Below are 14570 nucleotides of genomic sequence, written 5' to 3'. Positions count from 1 at the left end.
TCGCGTTGTTTGGGCAAGTTACGCCGACTTGGAATACCGAGTCGAACTCAGGATTTACAGAGCACCTCGATGGGCTCCCTTTCCCCTCTCCCCCTTGGGGGAGAGGGCTGGGGTGAGGGGGAGAGATCTGACTGACACAATCAGGTCCAACAGAACCCACAAAACAAAAAGCCCCTGAATCTCTCAATTCAGGGGCTTTCGTTTAAGCAATGTTCAAATCACGCCGCTTCGATCTTGCTACGGTTCTGTTCGACCTTACCCAAATACGCCGCAAGCTTCTCTTGCTCTACCGGGGTAGTGAACAGCCCCAGCTTGCTACGACGCCACAGAATGTCATGCGCTGTGGTTGCCCACTCTTCGCTGCACAGGTAATCGACTTCACGGGTGTAGAGCCCGCCACCAATGTGTTCGCCCATGTCGGCGAGGCTTTCCACGCCTTCGAGCATGCGCCACGTGCGGCTGCCGTAAGTGGTGGACCAGCGACGAGCGATCTCGGTCGGCACGAAGTCGAACTTGTCGCGGATCAGCGCGCTCAAGGCTTGCGGGGTGGTCATGTCTTCGCCGCCGGGCAGGGTGGCGGTGGCCGTCCAGCTCGGGCGCATCTGGGTGAAGAATGGCAGCAACTGCGCCATCGCCGATTCAGCGAGTTTGCGGTAGGTGGTCAGCTTGCCGCCGAACACCGACAACAGTGGTGCTTCTTCAGTGTTGCCCGACAAGGCCAGGGTGTAATCACGGGTGACGGCCGACGGGTTGTCGGATTCGTCGTTGCACAGTGGGCGTACGCCCGAGTAACTGTGCTGGATGTCGTCACGGCTGATCTGCTGCTTGAAGTGGGCGTTGACCACTTTCAACAGGTAATCGGTTTCGCCGTCGGTGATGGCCACTTTCGCCGGATCACCGGTGTACTCGCGGTCGGTGGTGCCGATCAGGGTGAAGTGGTTGAGGTACGGAATGGTGAACACGATGCGCTGATCTTCGTTTTGCAGAATGTGCGCGTGATCACCTTCGTACAGTTTCGGCACGATGATGTGGCTGCCCTGAATCAGACGGATGCCGTACGGCGATTCCATCTTCAGGTCGTCACGGATGAACTTGGCAACCCATGGGCCAGCGGCGTTCACCAGTGCTTTGGCGGTGATCGAAAACAGGCTGCCGTCGGCACGTTCCAGGTTCAGGTGCCACAGGCCTTTGGCGCGACGGGCGCTGACGCAACGGGTCTGAGTGTGCACGTGGGCGCCTTTTTCGCGGGCGGCCATGGCGTTGAGTACCACGAGGCGGGCGTCGTCGACCCAGCAGTCGGAGTATTCGAAGCCTTTCTTGATTTCGCTTTTCAGTGCGCTGTCGGCACCAAACTTGAGGCTTTTCGAACCTGGCAGCTTTTCGCGCTTGCCGAGGTTGTCATAGAGGAACAGGCCAGCCCGGATCATCCACGCCGGGCGCAGGTGCGGACGGTGTGGCAGCACGAAGCGCATCGGTTTGACGATGTGCGGCGCCTTGGCCAGCAGCACTTCGCGCTCGGCCAGCGCTTCACGCACCAGACGGAATTCGTAATGTTCGAGGTAGCGCAGACCACCGTGGATCAGCTTGCTGCTGGCCGACGAAGTGTGGCTGGCCAGATCGTCCTTTTCGCAAAGGAACACCGAAAGCCCGCGACCGGCGGCATCCGCTGCGATCCCCACGCCATTGATCCCGCCGCCGATAACGGCGATGTCATAGATCTCGGAGATTGGGGGCGTACGCAAGGTAGAGGTGGACATCGGCTGGCCTCGGGTTCTTTTGATTTTCTATATTGGAAATCGAACATGAATGTTCATTTGCGAAAATGGTAGCCCATAAAGACGCGCGCAGCCAGTCACGTTCGATTGAAAAAACTCATCGAAGGGCGGTTAAAAGAAAATTTTCGAACATTAAAAGCAAAAGATCGCAGCCTTCGGCAGCTCCTACAGGTCAAGTGAACCCATGTAGGAGCTGCCGAAGGCTCGGGCCGCGATCGGACGATCTTTTGATCTTGAGGGTTTTTAAACGACTTCCAGGCGAATCTTGTGCTGGCTCAACAACTGCGCCAGCGCCGGCACCGGTTGCTGATCCGTGACCAGGCAATCAATCAAACTGATCGGCCCCAGGCGAATCATCGCGTTACGCCCGAACTTGCTCGAGTCCGCTGCCAGAATCACCTGTCGCGCATTGGCGATGATCGCCTGGGAAACCCGCACTTCCTGATAATCAAAATCCAGCAGGCTGCCGTCTTCATCAATACCGCTAATCCCGACCAGCGCAAAGTCAACCTTGAACTGATTGATGAAGTCCACACTCGCCTGACCGACAACACCGCCGTCACGACGCACATTGCCGCCAGTCAGCAACACATCGAAATCATCCTTGGCACTGAGCATCGACGCGACGTGCAGGTTGTTGGTGATGATTTTCAGGTGATTGTGATTGAGCAGGGCGCGGGCAATCGACTCGGTGGTCGTGCCGATATTGATGAACAGCGAAGCGTGATCGGGGATCTGTGCGGCGATGGCTTCACCGATGCGTTGTTTTTCATCGCGCATCTGGTCGGCGCGCATCGCATAGGCGGTGTTTTCGACACTGGAATCATAGGCGGCACCACCATGGTAGCGACGCAGCAGATTGGCTTCCGCGAGCTGGTTGATGTCGCGGCGGATGGTTTGCGGGGTAACAACGAACAGCGTGGCCATTTCCTCGATGCTCACATAGCCGCGTTCGCGGACCAGCTCGAGGATTTGCTGCTGACGGGGAGGCAGATTCATGGGGCTTCCTTTGGGCTGCCGTGCAAAATTTGCCCATGATGACGCAGGAATCCGCTCCCTACCAGTTAGTTGCCTATCAGTCTCTGCAGGTTGGCTTATTCAGCGTCTTCACGCGCCCAGTCACGGGTGCGGCTGACGGCTTTTTTCCAGCCCTTGTACAGCTTCTCTTTCTCGACTTCGTCCAGGCTCGGCTCGAACTCGCGCTCGATCACCGCTTTGCCGCGCAATTCTTCCAGACTGCCCCAGAAACCGCACGCCAGACCGGCCAGGTAAGCCGCGCCGAGCGCCGTGGTTTCGCGCATTTGCGGGCGTTCAACCTGCGTGCCGAGAATGTCAGCCTGGAACTGCATGAGGAAGTTATTCGCCACCGCACCGCCATCCACACGCAGGGCTTTAAGGCGTTCGCCGGAGTCCTGTTGCATGGCGTCGAGCACGTCGCGGGTCTGGTAGGCGATCGATTCCAGTGCGGCGCGGATGATGTGATCGACGCGAACACCGCGCGTCAGGCCGAACAGCGCGCCACGGGCATACGGGTCCCAGTACGGAGCGCCCAGACCGGTAAACGCCGGCACCAGGTACACGCCGTTGCTGTCCTTCACTTTATTGGCGAAGTATTCGGTGTCGTGGGCGTCGTTGATGATTTTCAGTTCATCACGCAGCCATTGCACGGTGGAACCGCCGTTGAACACCGCACCTTCCAGCGCATAAGCGACTTCGCCACGCGGGCCGCAAGCGATGGTGGTGAGCATGCCGTGCTGGGATTTCACCGCTTTGTCGCCGGTGTTCATCAGCAGGAAGCAGCCAGTGCCGTAGGTATTTTTCGCCTGACCTGGTTCCACGCACATCTGGCCGAACAGTGCCGCTTGCTGGTCGCCGGCGATACCGCCGATGGCGATGCCGCTCTTGGTGCGACCGTAGATTTCCGAAGAAGCCTTCACTTCCGGGAGCATTTCGCGCGGGATGTCGAGGATCTCCAGCATCTTCGAATCCCACTCCAGCGAGTGAATGTTGAAGAGCATGGTGCGCGAGGCGTTGGTGTAGTCGGTGACGTGGACCTTGCCGCCAGTGAATTTCCAGATCAGCCAGCTATCGACGGTGCCGAACAGCAGTTCGCCGTTGCGTGCGCGCTCGCGGCTGCCTTCGACGTTGTCGAGGATCCACTTCAGTTTGGTGCCGGAGAAGTATGGGTCGGTAACCAGGCCGGTGTTGTCGCGGATGTACTCTTCGTGGCCATCGCGCTTGAGCTGCTGGCAGATCTCGGTGCTGCGGCGGCACTGCCAGACGATGGCGTTGTACACCGGGCGGCCGGTGGTCTTGTCCCAGACTACGGTGGTTTCGCGCTGGTTGGTGATACCGATGGCGGCGACCTGGTCGTGATGCAGACCGGCCTGGGCCAGCGCTTCAACCATCACCGCGCTCTGGGTGGCGAAGATTTCCATCGGGTCATGTTCGACCCAACCGGCCTGTGGGTAATGCTGGGCGAATTCGCGCTGCGCGGTGCAGACCACGTTCGCATCGCGGTCGAAAATGATCGCGCGGGAGCTGGTCGTACCCTGATCGAGGGCAATGATGTAGTTCTTATTCTGAATGTCGGTCATGTCGATTGCCTTGGACGAAATAAGGGAGAGTGGGCCGTGGCGCAGGCTCTATAGGGCAGGAGCCGGCGCCGACTGTTTCAAGAAGTTCTTGGTTTGCCGTCAATGGCCGGTTCTGCATCCTTTGTAGCAGGTGTGGCGCCGGTCAGGTGACGGGCGATGAGCCCGCGATACCCGGCAGCGCCGAGGCAGGCACCGACAATCGGTGCAAAAATCGGAATCAGGAAGTACGGAACATCGCGACCGCCAGTGAAGGAAATTTCACCCCAGCCGGTGAAGAAAGTCATCAGCTTTGGACCGAAATCGCGCGCCGGGTTCATCGCAAAACCGGTCAGCGGGCCCATCGAGCTGCCAATGACGGCGATCAGCAAACCGATCAGCAGTGGCGCCAGCGGGCCTTTCGGCAGACCGTTGTTGTCGTCGGTCAGCGACATGATCACGCCCATCAGGATCGCGGTGATGATCATCTCGACCAGGAATGCCTGGGCGGTGGACAGCACCGGGTTCGGGAAGGTCGAGAATACCGACGCCAGTTCAAGACTGGCGGCCGAACCGCGAACCATTTGGTGAGTTTGTTCGTAATCGAAGAACAGGTTGCTGTACAGCGTGTAAACCAACAGCGCGCCGCAGAAGGCGCCAGCGATCTGCGACAGAATATAGAACGGCAGTTTGCGCTTCTCGAAGTCGGCGAAGATCGCCAGGGCGATGCTCACGGCCGGGTTCAGGTGCGCGCCGGAAACCCCGGCAGTGAGGTAGATCGCCATGCTCACGCCGACGCCCCAGATGATGCTGATTTCCCACAGGCCAAAGCTGGCGCCCGCGACTTTGAGCGCGGCGACACAACCGGTGCCGAAAAAGATCAGCAGTGCAGTACCCAGAAACTCGGCCATGCATTGGCTCGATAGCGATGGTTGCTGTAAAGCAGTTGTCATTGAAAACCTCGGTTTTTGTTGTTGTCTGGCGTCTCGTCGATAGGGCAAGGCGCGATTTTCACCGGGTGGGAATCCCCATTCCGTTCCCGGTTTACTGCTGGGTGCTGCGATGACGACAATTCTTACATTATTCAGATTCGAAAAAATATAGACAAGAAACAAACCTGTCAAAGGTCGAAAGTGAACCATTGGTCACAATAAAACTATTCGTTGCGTGAATGATCCTGTGTCATCCACGCGCGATGGTGTTTGCAGAATGTCTGCAAGCCACGGGAATCGTGGCTTGGGATAGAGCCTTTTAGAGGCTGATCACCTAGAATCCGACGCAGCATTTTTCTGTCACTGCCGAGCCTGGAGCTGCCATGACCCCTGCGTTGGACTTGTTGAAAAAAGTTCGTGCCGAACATCGCGTGCACAGTTACGAACATGACCCCAAGGCCGCATCCTATGGGCTGGAGGCCGCGGAAAAACTGGCGCTGGAGCCAGCGCAGGTGTTTAAAACCTTGTTGGCGGCCAGCGAAAAAGGCGAGTTGCTGGTGGCGGTGGTGCCGGTCGTCGGAAGCCTCGACCTCAAAGGTCTGGCGCATGCCGCGGGGGTGAAAAAAGCCGAGATGGCTGACCCGGCAGCCGCACAACGCTCCACCGGTTATCTGTTGGGTGGCATCAGCCCGTTGGGGCAGAAGAAGCGCCTGCGTACCTTTATTGATGACTCGGCTCAGGGTTTTGCGACTATTTATGTCAGTGCCGGTCGGCGAGGCCTGGAGGTGGAACTGGCACCCGCCGTGCTCGCCGAACATACCCAGGCGAAATTTGCCGATATCGGCCGCACGTGACCGTTATCGCTGTATGCAGAAAATTGGCCGGTTCTGTCACTGGCGCTGATCGCCTCGTGGTTGCATGCTCTGCCGACTGACTTAGGGAGAAGGTTATGCAGCTCGAGTTTCATCAGGTCGATGCGTTCAGTGATCGGCCGTTCAGTGGCAATCCGGCGATGGTCTATCGGCTGGATGCCTGGCTCGCGGACGAGCTGATGCAGAAGATCGCCGCCGAGCACAATCTGGCGGAAACTGCGTTTCTGGTGCGTGAGGGATCGGCCTGGCATATCCGCTGGTTCACCCCGACTACTGAAGTGCCACTGTGCGGCCACGCCACGCTGGCCAGCGCTTATGTGCTGTTCGAAATTGACAAGGAAAGCGCCGGGCGTATCGACTTTACCTGTCAATCCGGCCCGCTGAGCGTCACGCGGGAAGGTGATCGGTTGTGGCTGGATTTCCCGTCGATCATGCCGTCTGAGATTGGTGTGACTGTCGACGTTGAGCGGGCGCTGGGTGTCGAAGCGGTTGATGTGCTCGGCTCCAACGAACTGTTTGTGGTACTGGAATCGGAGCAGGCCGTGCTCGATTGCAAGCCGGACATGGTGGCGTTGGCCAAGCTGCCGTGGCTGGGCGCTATCGTCACGGCGCGGGGTAATCAGCACGACTTCGTCTCGCGCTATTTTGCGCCGGCGATTGGCATCAATGAAGATCCGGTGACCGGGTCGACGCATTGCAGCCTGATCCCGTATTGGTCCAAGCGTCTGGGCAAATCGAGCCTGACCGCTTGCCAGCGCTCGGCGCGGGGCGGGGAGTTGTTTTGTCGGCTGGAAGGCGAGCGAGTGAAGATTGGCGGCAATGCGACGCTGGTTGCCAGCGGCACCTTGATCCTGGGTTAACGCAAAACCCTGTAGGAGTGAGCCTGCTCGCGATAGCGATACATCCGTCACAGATGATTTGACTGATGCACCGCTATCGCGAGCAGGCTCACTCCTACAGTGGGATCCGGTGTTGGTCAGAGGGCAGTGCTGTAGCGGCGGACGCCGTTTTCCACTGCCGGGATCTGCGCAGCGGTGCTGCCAGATGCCTGGAACAATACGAGGTGTTCAGCCGCAACCCGAATCCCCACTTCCGCACCGACATGGTGATCAGCATGACTAGGGAAAATCGATTCCAGCTGCGCGCCTGTCGGCAATTGCAGACGATACAGCGTCGACGCCCCAAGGAAGGTCTTGCCGACAATCCGCGCTTTCAACCCACTGTCCGGCGCATAAACAATGTCATCCGGACGCAGCAACACATCCACCGCCCCGCCAATCGGCCAGGTATAAGCCCGATTGCCGCGCAGCTCACCCAGTTCAGTCTGCACCGATTCCGGGCTGCCCAACTGGCCGCGAATGAAGTAACCCTGACCGATGAAGCTGGCCACGTACGGCGTTGCCGGTTCGTGATACAGGTTGTACGGCGTGTCCCACTGCTCCAGTCGACCTCCCTTGAATACACCGACGTGATCGCTGACGGCGAAGGCTTCTTCCTGGTCGTGGGTCACCAGAATTGCGCTGGTGCCACGGGCCTTGAGAATGTCGCGCACCTCATGGCTGAGCTTGCGGCGCAGTTCGCCATCAAGGTTGGAGAACGGCTCGTCGAGCAGCAGTAATTGCGGCTCCGGCGCCAAGGCACGGGCGAGGGCGACACGCTGTTGCTGGCCGCCGGACAATTCGTGCGGGAAGCGCTTGCCGAGGTTCTTCAGGTTGACCAGTTCCAGCAGTTCTTCGGTCACGCGTTCCTTGTTCGGATGCTTGCGAATGCCGAAGGCAATGTTGTCGGCAACGCTCAGGTGCGGAAACAGCGCGTAGTCCTGGAACACCATGCCGATCCGGCGTTTCTCCGGCGCCAGGGTGAAGCCGGCGCTGGAGATGGTTTCGCCACCGAGGGTGATTTCACCTTCGTGCACCGGTTCGAAACCGGCGATGGCGCGCAGGGTCGTGGTCTTGCCGCAGCCGGACGAACCGAGCAGGCAGCCGATGTCACCGGCATTAAGGTGCAGATTAAGGTTCTGCACCACACGTTGATCTTGGTAGCCGCAAGCGAGGTTGCGCAGGTTCAGCAGTAGTTCATGGCTCATGCGTGGTGATATGCCGGTTCAACGAGGAACTCGAGCAGGGCCTTCTGTGCGTGGAGACGGTTTTCTGCCTGATCCCAGGCGACGGAGCGCGGGTCATCAAGCAGGTCGAGGCTGATTTCCTCGCCACGGTGCGCAGGCAAACAATGCATGAACAGCACGTCCTCGGCAGCGAGGTCGAGCAAAGCACGGTTCACCTGGAACGGGGCGAACAGCTTGAGGCGCTTGGCAGTTTCCTCTTCCTGACCCATCGAAGTCCAGACGTCGGTGCTCACCAGATGCGCGCCACGCACGGCGTCTTGCGGATCGCGAACGATGGTCACGCGATCGCCGGCCTTGGCGACGAACTCAGGGTTGGGCTCGTAGCCTTGCGGGCAAGCGATGCGCAACTGGAAGTCGAACTGCATCGCTGCTTCTATATAGCTGTTGCACATGTTGTTGCCGTCGCCGATCCAGGCCACGGTTTTGCCCTGAATCGAGCCACGGTGTTCAAGGAATGTCTGCATGTCGGCCAGCAGCTGACACGGGTGCAGATCATCGGACAGGCCGTTGATCACCGGCACGCGCGAGTTGGCCGCAAATTCGGTCAAGGTGCTGTGGGCAAAGGTACGGATCATCACCGCATCGAGCATGCTCGACATGACGATGGCGCAGTCGCCGATCGGCTCGCCACGACCCAGTTGGGTGTCACGCGGCGAGAGGAAGATCGCCTGGCCGCCGAGCTGGATCATGCCGGCCTCGAAGGAGATACGGGTACGGGTCGAGGACTTCTCGAAGATCATGCCCAGTACACGGTTTTTCAGAGGCTCGAACAGTACGCCGCGGTTACGCAGGTCCTTGAGCTCAACGCCTCGACGGATCACGCTGACCAGCTCTTCGGGCGTGCAATCCATCAGGGAGAGAAAGTGCCTTGCGCTCATCATTGACTACCTTTTTGCTACAAACCGCAGATGCTCAAAGCCTTGTTTAACGGAACAACGGGCGAGACCTGCGGCGTAAGCCGCACGGGGCGACGAAATAGGGGAAGGCGCGATATTGACACTAAATGTCGCGTTTTTCCAATAGGCTACAGTTTTTGCGGAAATCGAAGGGCGCACTGAATGTTGCAGTCGCGCATTTGAAGCCGGGTTCAGGACAGCAGCGAGTCCCTTTGTACACTGGCCTCGCGGGGCTTGGCAATGCGGCGTGGCGGGGATCGTGTCGCTTGGGTCGGTTTACGACCGTGGCGCCATGCCATCATTTGGTCGGATGCTCAGGTTGAAACATTTGCTAAAGCAAAGTGCTGGGTTATAAATAAGTTTCGAGCGACGCAGGAAGCCTCCGCATGGAATCGAAAGAAAAACTGTTAATGGAATTGCTGGGCCACACGGCTCGCTCTCTGACCCACCTCACCGCGTCGGTGACCTCAATGTCGTTCGAACTGCTGCGCAGCGAAGACGAAGTCGTGAAGAGCGCCGGCCGCCACATGATCGATCGCATGGCAACGATTAGCGCCGGGCTCGACGAACACTGGCGGCTGATCGGCGAACTCACCGGCGTTCACGTCGCCCACGAGCAGATCGAAACCATCCAGGAAATCCAGCTGGCAGCACCTCCGCAGCTTCCATCGAGTTGAGCGTGGCGGTCTATCGGTGCACCTGATAGGCGCCGATTCACAAGACGAACGTCGCTGGCGCTGCTTCATCACTCGGGCCATAGTTTTGTTCCCGCGGGTGTCATTACCCGCCCAGAACAAGACAGAGACTGGCCATGACCAAGACTCTCCATCACCGTGCCTGCCACCTGTGTGAGGCCATTTGCGGTCTGACCATCGAGACCACCGAAACCGATGGCAATGTCGCGATCACCTCGATCAAGGGCGATGCGCTCGACACCTTCAGTCGCGGACACATCTGCCCCAAAGCCGTGGCGCTGCAAGATATCCAGAACGATCCGGATCGCCTGCGCCAGCCGATGCGTCGCATGGGTAGCGAATGGCTGCCGATCGAGTGGGACGAAGCGTTTGCGCTGGTTGCCGAGAAGCTGGCGGCGATTCAGGAGCGTCATGGCCAGAACGCCGTGGCGGTCTATCAGGGCAACCCGAGCGTGCACAACTACGGGCTGATGACCCACAGCAATTACTTCCTCGGTTTGCTGAAGACGCGCAATCGCTTCTCGGCGACCTCGGTCGATCAGTTGCCGCATCACCTGAGCAGTTACCTGATGTACGGCCACGGCTTGCTGCTGCCGATTCCGGACATCGATCACACCGATTTCATGTTGATCCTCGGTGGTAATCCGCTGGCCTCCAACGGCAGCATCATGACCGTGCCGGATGTCGAAAAACGTTTAAAAGCTATTCAAGCTCGCGGTGGTAAGGTCGTGGTGGTCGATCCACGGCGAAGCGAGACGGCGGCGATGGCTGATCAGCATCTGTTCGTGCGTCCGGGAGGGGATGCCGCGTTGTTGTTTGGTGTGCTTAATACGCTGTTCAGTGAAGGCCTGACCCGCGACAGTCATTTGCCGGTCGATGGGCTGGAGGAAGTGCGCGGGGCGGTAGCGTCGTTCACCGCTGAAGCGATGAGCCCGTTGTGCGCCGTGCCTGCCGGACAGATCCGTCAACTGGCCCGCGACTTCGCTGCCGCGCCGAGTGCGGTTTGCTACGGCCGCATGGGGGTTTCAACCCAGGCCTTTGGCACGCTGTGCCACTGGGTGGTGCAGTTGATCAATCTGGTCACCGGCAATCTCGACCGGGTAGGCGGCGCGTTATGCACCGAACCCGCCGTGGACCTGGTGGCATCGACCTCGGGCGGGCATTTCAACAAATGGCAAAGCCGTGTCTCGGGTCGTCCTGAATACGGCGGAGAGTTGCCGGTCTCGGCGCTGGCCGAAGAAATGCTCACCGAAGGCGAGGGGCAGATCCGTGCGCTGATCACTGTGGCCGGCAATCCGGTGTTGTCGACGCCGAACGGGCGGCAACTGGAACAAGCGCTGGACGGCCTGGAGTTCATGGTCAGCATTGACCTCTACATCAACGAAACCACGCGTTACGCCGACTTGATCCTGCCGTCGACCTCGGCGCTGGAGAATGATCACTACGACACCACGTTTAACCTGTTCGCGGTACGTAACGTGACTCGCTTCAATCGTGCAATTCTCGCCAAGCCTGAAGGCGCGCTGCATGACTGGGAGATTTTTGTTGGCCTGGCCAAGGCCTTTGCCGAGAAGACCGGTAAAGAGCTGAAGCCGACCATGCCGCCGGCGAAGATGATCGACATGGGCTTGCGCATGGGCCTGTACGGTGACGCCTCCGAGCAGAAACTCTCGTTGGCGACGCTGTTCGATCATCCCCATGGTATTGATCTGGGCGCGTTGAAAGCGAATCTGGCCTCGCGCCTGAAAACACCGAACCAACATGTGCAGGCTGCGCCGCCAGAGATTCTCGCTGACCTCGTACGCTTCGCCGCGTTGCAGGCGCCCGCTGCAGATGAACTGTTGATGATTGGCCGTCGCCACGTACGCAGCAACAATTCGTGGATGCACAACTATCACCGTCTGGTGAAAGGCAAGCCGCGCCATCAGTTGCTGATGCACCCGGACGATCTTGCCAGCCGCGGGCTCAACGATGGTCAATGGGTGCGCGTCAGTTCGCGGGTCGGGCAAATCGAAGTCGAAGTGCTCGGCAGCCTCGACATGATGAGAGGTGTGGTCAGCCTGCCGCATGGCTGGGGTCATGCACGGCCAGGCGTGCAGATGGCGATTGCCAGTAGTCAGCCGGGCTCGAGCGCGAACGACCTGACTGATGAATGTCAGCTCGACGAGTTGTCCGGCAATGCGGCGTTGAATGGCGTGCCGGTGACGGTGGCGGCGGCTTGAGCATGACTGTCGGGGAGACCGAGCATGGCGCTCGGGATTCCGTTACAATGCGTCACCGTGCCGACCCATGAGTCGGAAAGTTCAGCCGAGGTGCTCCATGGATATCATCGAAACGATTAAAGAGCAGATTGCCAACAACACCATTCTGCTTTACATGAAAGGCTCGCCGAATGCCCCGCAGTGCGGCTTCTCTGCGAAAGCTGCACAGGCTGTGATGGCGTGTGGCGAAAAGTTTGCGTACGTGGACATCCTGCAGAACCCGGAAATCCGCGCCAACCTGCCTAAATACGCCAACTGGCCGACTTTCCCGCAACTGTGGGTCGGCGGTGAGCTGGTCGGCGGTAGCGACATCATGACCGAGATGGCTGCAGACGGTTCGCTGCAAAGCACCATCAAGTCGGCTGTTGAAGCGGCAGCGGCGAACAAGTCCGAAGCCTGATTGACCAGGTTTCATGCGACAGCTGCTGGTGTAGGAGCTGTCGAGTGAAACGAGGCTGCGATCTTTTGATCTCCAGCCAATAAAAAGCCCCGCCACTCGAAAGAGGGCGGGGCTTTTTAGTGCGTTCGAAAAGTTACTGCAAGTTGCCGGTGCAATCTGAAAAGATCGCAGCCTTCGGCAGCTCCTACTCTTCGCCCATCTGCGATTGCAGATAGTTCTCAAGACCGACTTTATCGATCAGGCCCAGTTGGGTTTCGAGCCAGTCGATATGTTCTTCTTCGGATTCGAGAATGTCTTCAAGCAGTTCACGGCTACCGAAGTCACCGACGGTCTCGCAATGCGCGATCGCGGTCTTCAGGTCAGCGTGGCCGGTCTTCTCGATACGCAGGTCGCACTCCAGCATTTCCTTGGTGTGCTCGCCGATGTGCAGCTTGCCCAGATCCTGCACGTTCGGCAGGCCCTCGAGGAACAGGATGCGCTTGATCAGCTTGTCCGCGTGCTTCATCTCGTCGATGGATTCTTTGTATTCGTGCTTGCCGAGCTTGTTCAGACCCCAATCTTCATACATGCGCGCATGCAGGAAGTACTGATTGATCGCGACCAGCTCATTGGCAAGGATCTTGTTGAGATGCTGGATGACTGTAATGTCGCCTTTCATGATCGGAGTCCTGCCCTGTAATAGCTGTATATACGGCAGAGTTTGAGCTTCGTACTTATAAGTGTCAAACCTAAGTTATTGAATAATATATGAAAATTAATCGGAATAAGAATGTTTGTGTTCCGCGTCTGGAGCCTAAGCAATTGATTTACAGGCATAAAAAAACCGGACATAAGTCCGGTTCTTTGAAATGGGGTGTTATTACGCAGCAGTAAATTCTACCGGATAGGGGATCGCGGCCTGAGCGGTTTGCAGCTTGGTCAGGGTTTCGCGTACGACTTCCTTGGCAAGGCAGGCACATTTGCCGCATTGGCTGGCGACGCCGGTGGCCTGGCGGACTTCTTTATAGCTGCAGCAACCTTCATAGATCGCTTCGCGGATCTGTCCGTCGGTGACGCCAGTGCAGAGACAAACATACATAAGTGAGAACCGTCGCTGGTTGTGACTCAATTGCGATGGATCTTAATGTTAACGAGAATGATTGTCAAAGTGCTTTCGGAAGGCTTTAGCCGATTGAGCGCGGTGACTGACGAACGGTGATTACTGGCGATTTGCCTGGCCCCGTAAATGCAGCGCCGTTCTGCGCCTGCTTTAAAAAACCGTTAAGGACAGGCCAAATTCGCAGTGTATGATGGTCGGCCCTTGCGAAGGGGGTTCGTGTCACAGGGCTGTCGCCTGAGGGTGGCAGGCTGGCGCGAACCCTGAACTTCAAGTTTTTACACCAGGAGATATCAATGAGCGTACTCGTAGGCAAACAAGCCCCTGACTTCACCGTCCCGGCCGTACTCGGCAATGGCGAGATCGTTGACAGCTTCACCCTGTCCTCGGCCATCAAAGGCAAATACGGCCTGGTGTTCTTCTACCCACTGGACTTCACCTTCGTCTGCCCTTCCGAGCTGATCGCTCTGGACAACCGCATGGCTGACTTCAAGGCACGCAACGTTGAAGTGATCGCTGTGTCGATCGACTCGCACTTCACTCACAACGCATGGCGCAACACTCCAGTGAACAATGGCGGTATCGGCCAGGTGAAATACACCATGGCTGCCGACATGAAGCACGACATCGCCAAGGCTTACGACGTTGAATCCGAAGGCGGCGTGGCTTTCCGTGGCGCGTTCCTGATCGACGACAAAGGCGTTGTCCGCTCGCAGATCATCAACGACCTGCCGCTGGGCCGTAACATGGAAGAGCTGATCCGTCTGGTCGACGCTCTGCAATTCCACGAAGAGCACGGCGAAGTCTGCCCTGCCAACTGGAAAAAAGGCGACAAAGGCATGAACGCTTCGCCAGAAGGCGTTGCTGCCTACCTGACCGAGAACGCTGCTGCCCTGTAAGGCGCAACGTCGAGGTACAAAAAAACCGGCCCCTGTGGCCGGTTTT

At 58.3% G+C, this 14570-nt stretch carries 14 protein-coding genes; 6 read left to right on the top strand and 8 right to left on the bottom strand.

The window, feature by feature from the left end; translation table 11 throughout:
* Positions 1 to 218: 218 nt before the first annotated feature.
* The 4 genes from glpD to QOM10_RS23410 all read right to left on the bottom strand — a co-directional run bounded on the left by glpD (position 219) and on the right by QOM10_RS23410 (position 5301).
* Positions 219 to 1757, bottom strand: coding sequence for a glycerol-3-phosphate dehydrogenase (glpD, locus tag QOM10_RS23425; protein ID WP_150750411.1), 1539 nt, complete (start codon positions 1755 to 1757; stop codon positions 219 to 221).
* A gap of 261 nt (positions 1758 to 2018) precedes the next feature.
* Complete coding sequence (locus QOM10_RS23420; RefSeq protein WP_007916700.1) at positions 2019 to 2774, bottom strand: DeoR/GlpR family transcriptional regulator; 756 nt, start codon at positions 2772 to 2774, stop codon at positions 2019 to 2021.
* A gap of 95 nt (positions 2775 to 2869) precedes the next feature.
* Entirely contained in the window at positions 2870 to 4372 is a 1503-nt protein-coding gene (gene glpK, locus QOM10_RS23415; protein ID WP_007916698.1) for a glycerol kinase GlpK, read from the bottom strand.
* Between the two features lie 77 nt (positions 4373 to 4449).
* Positions 4450 to 5301, bottom strand: a complete 852-nt coding sequence (locus QOM10_RS23410) for an MIP/aquaporin family protein (protein ID WP_316917027.1) — start codon at positions 5299 to 5301, stop codon at positions 4450 to 4452.
* A 362-nt stretch (positions 5302 to 5663) separates the two neighbouring features.
* Between QOM10_RS23410 and ybaK the strand changes: the two genes are divergently transcribed.
* Together ybaK and QOM10_RS23400 are read left to right on the top strand one after the other, a co-directional pair.
* On the top strand, positions 5664 to 6134 hold the full coding sequence (gene ybaK / locus QOM10_RS23405) for a Cys-tRNA(Pro) deacylase (protein WP_127929603.1): 471 nt from the start codon (positions 5664 to 5666) through the stop codon (positions 6132 to 6134).
* A 95-nt stretch (positions 6135 to 6229) separates the two neighbouring features.
* Positions 6230 to 7012 (top strand): PhzF family phenazine biosynthesis protein, encoded by a 783-nt coding sequence (locus QOM10_RS23400; protein WP_127929602.1) that lies wholly within the window; start codon positions 6230 to 6232, stop codon positions 7010 to 7012.
* Between the two features lie 116 nt (positions 7013 to 7128).
* Here QOM10_RS23400 and QOM10_RS23395 read toward each other — a convergent pair whose 3' ends face one another.
* Together QOM10_RS23395 and argF are read right to left on the bottom strand one after the other, a co-directional pair.
* The gene (locus QOM10_RS23395) at positions 7129 to 8238 is read right to left on the bottom strand and encodes an ABC transporter ATP-binding protein (protein WP_316917026.1); all 1110 of its coding nucleotides are present in this window, start codon (positions 8236 to 8238) and stop codon (positions 7129 to 7131) included.
* Entirely contained in the window at positions 8235 to 9155 is a 921-nt protein-coding gene (argF, locus tag QOM10_RS23390; protein WP_127929600.1) for an ornithine carbamoyltransferase, read from the bottom strand. The genes QOM10_RS23395 and argF overlap by 4 nt, the downstream gene beginning before the upstream one ends.
* Positions 9156 to 9559: 404 nt before the next feature.
* On the opposite strand from argF, the gene QOM10_RS23385 reads away from it, so the two are divergent.
* The 3 genes from QOM10_RS23385 (at position 9560) to grxD (ending at position 12529) form a co-directional block, all read left to right on the top strand.
* Positions 9560 to 9850 (top strand): hypothetical protein, encoded by a 291-nt coding sequence (locus QOM10_RS23385; protein WP_007916677.1) that lies wholly within the window; start codon positions 9560 to 9562, stop codon positions 9848 to 9850.
* 134 nt (positions 9851 to 9984) lie between these two features.
* Positions 9985 to 12090: a molybdopterin oxidoreductase family protein gene (locus QOM10_RS23380; RefSeq protein WP_316917025.1), complete on the top strand. Its 2106-nt coding sequence runs from the start codon at positions 9985 to 9987 to the stop codon at positions 12088 to 12090.
* A 97-nt stretch (positions 12091 to 12187) separates the two neighbouring features.
* The gene (gene grxD, locus QOM10_RS23375) at positions 12188 to 12529 is read left to right on the top strand and encodes a Grx4 family monothiol glutaredoxin (protein ID WP_008079424.1); all 342 of its coding nucleotides are present in this window, start codon (positions 12188 to 12190) and stop codon (positions 12527 to 12529) included.
* Positions 12530 to 12713: 184 nt separating this feature from the next.
* Here grxD and bfr read toward each other — a convergent pair whose 3' ends face one another.
* Positions 12714 to 13187 carry a bacterioferritin gene (gene bfr, locus QOM10_RS23370; RefSeq protein ID WP_007916671.1) on the bottom strand — a complete coding sequence of 158 codons (474 nt, stop codon included), beginning with the start codon at positions 13185 to 13187 and terminating at the stop codon, positions 12714 to 12716.
* A 201-nt stretch (positions 13188 to 13388) separates the two neighbouring features.
* Positions 13389 to 13607, bottom strand: a complete 219-nt coding sequence (locus QOM10_RS23365; RefSeq protein WP_003227725.1) for a bacterioferritin-associated ferredoxin — start codon at positions 13605 to 13607, stop codon at positions 13389 to 13391.
* 314 nt (positions 13608 to 13921) lie between these two features.
* Here QOM10_RS23365 and QOM10_RS23360 point away from each other — a divergent pair, with 314 nt between their 5' ends.
* Positions 13922 to 14524 (top strand): peroxiredoxin, encoded by a 603-nt coding sequence (locus QOM10_RS23360; RefSeq protein WP_003227723.1) that lies wholly within the window; start codon positions 13922 to 13924, stop codon positions 14522 to 14524.
* The last annotated feature ends 46 nt before the right edge of the window (positions 14525 to 14570 follow it).

Origin of the sequence: Pseudomonas sp. P108 (assembly GCF_032613195.1) — a bacterium.
Classification (GTDB): Bacteria; Pseudomonadota; Gammaproteobacteria; order Pseudomonadales; family Pseudomonadaceae; genus Aquipseudomonas.
Note: the sequence above shows the minus strand (reverse complement) of the source record. Positions and strands in the feature narration are given on the sequence as shown.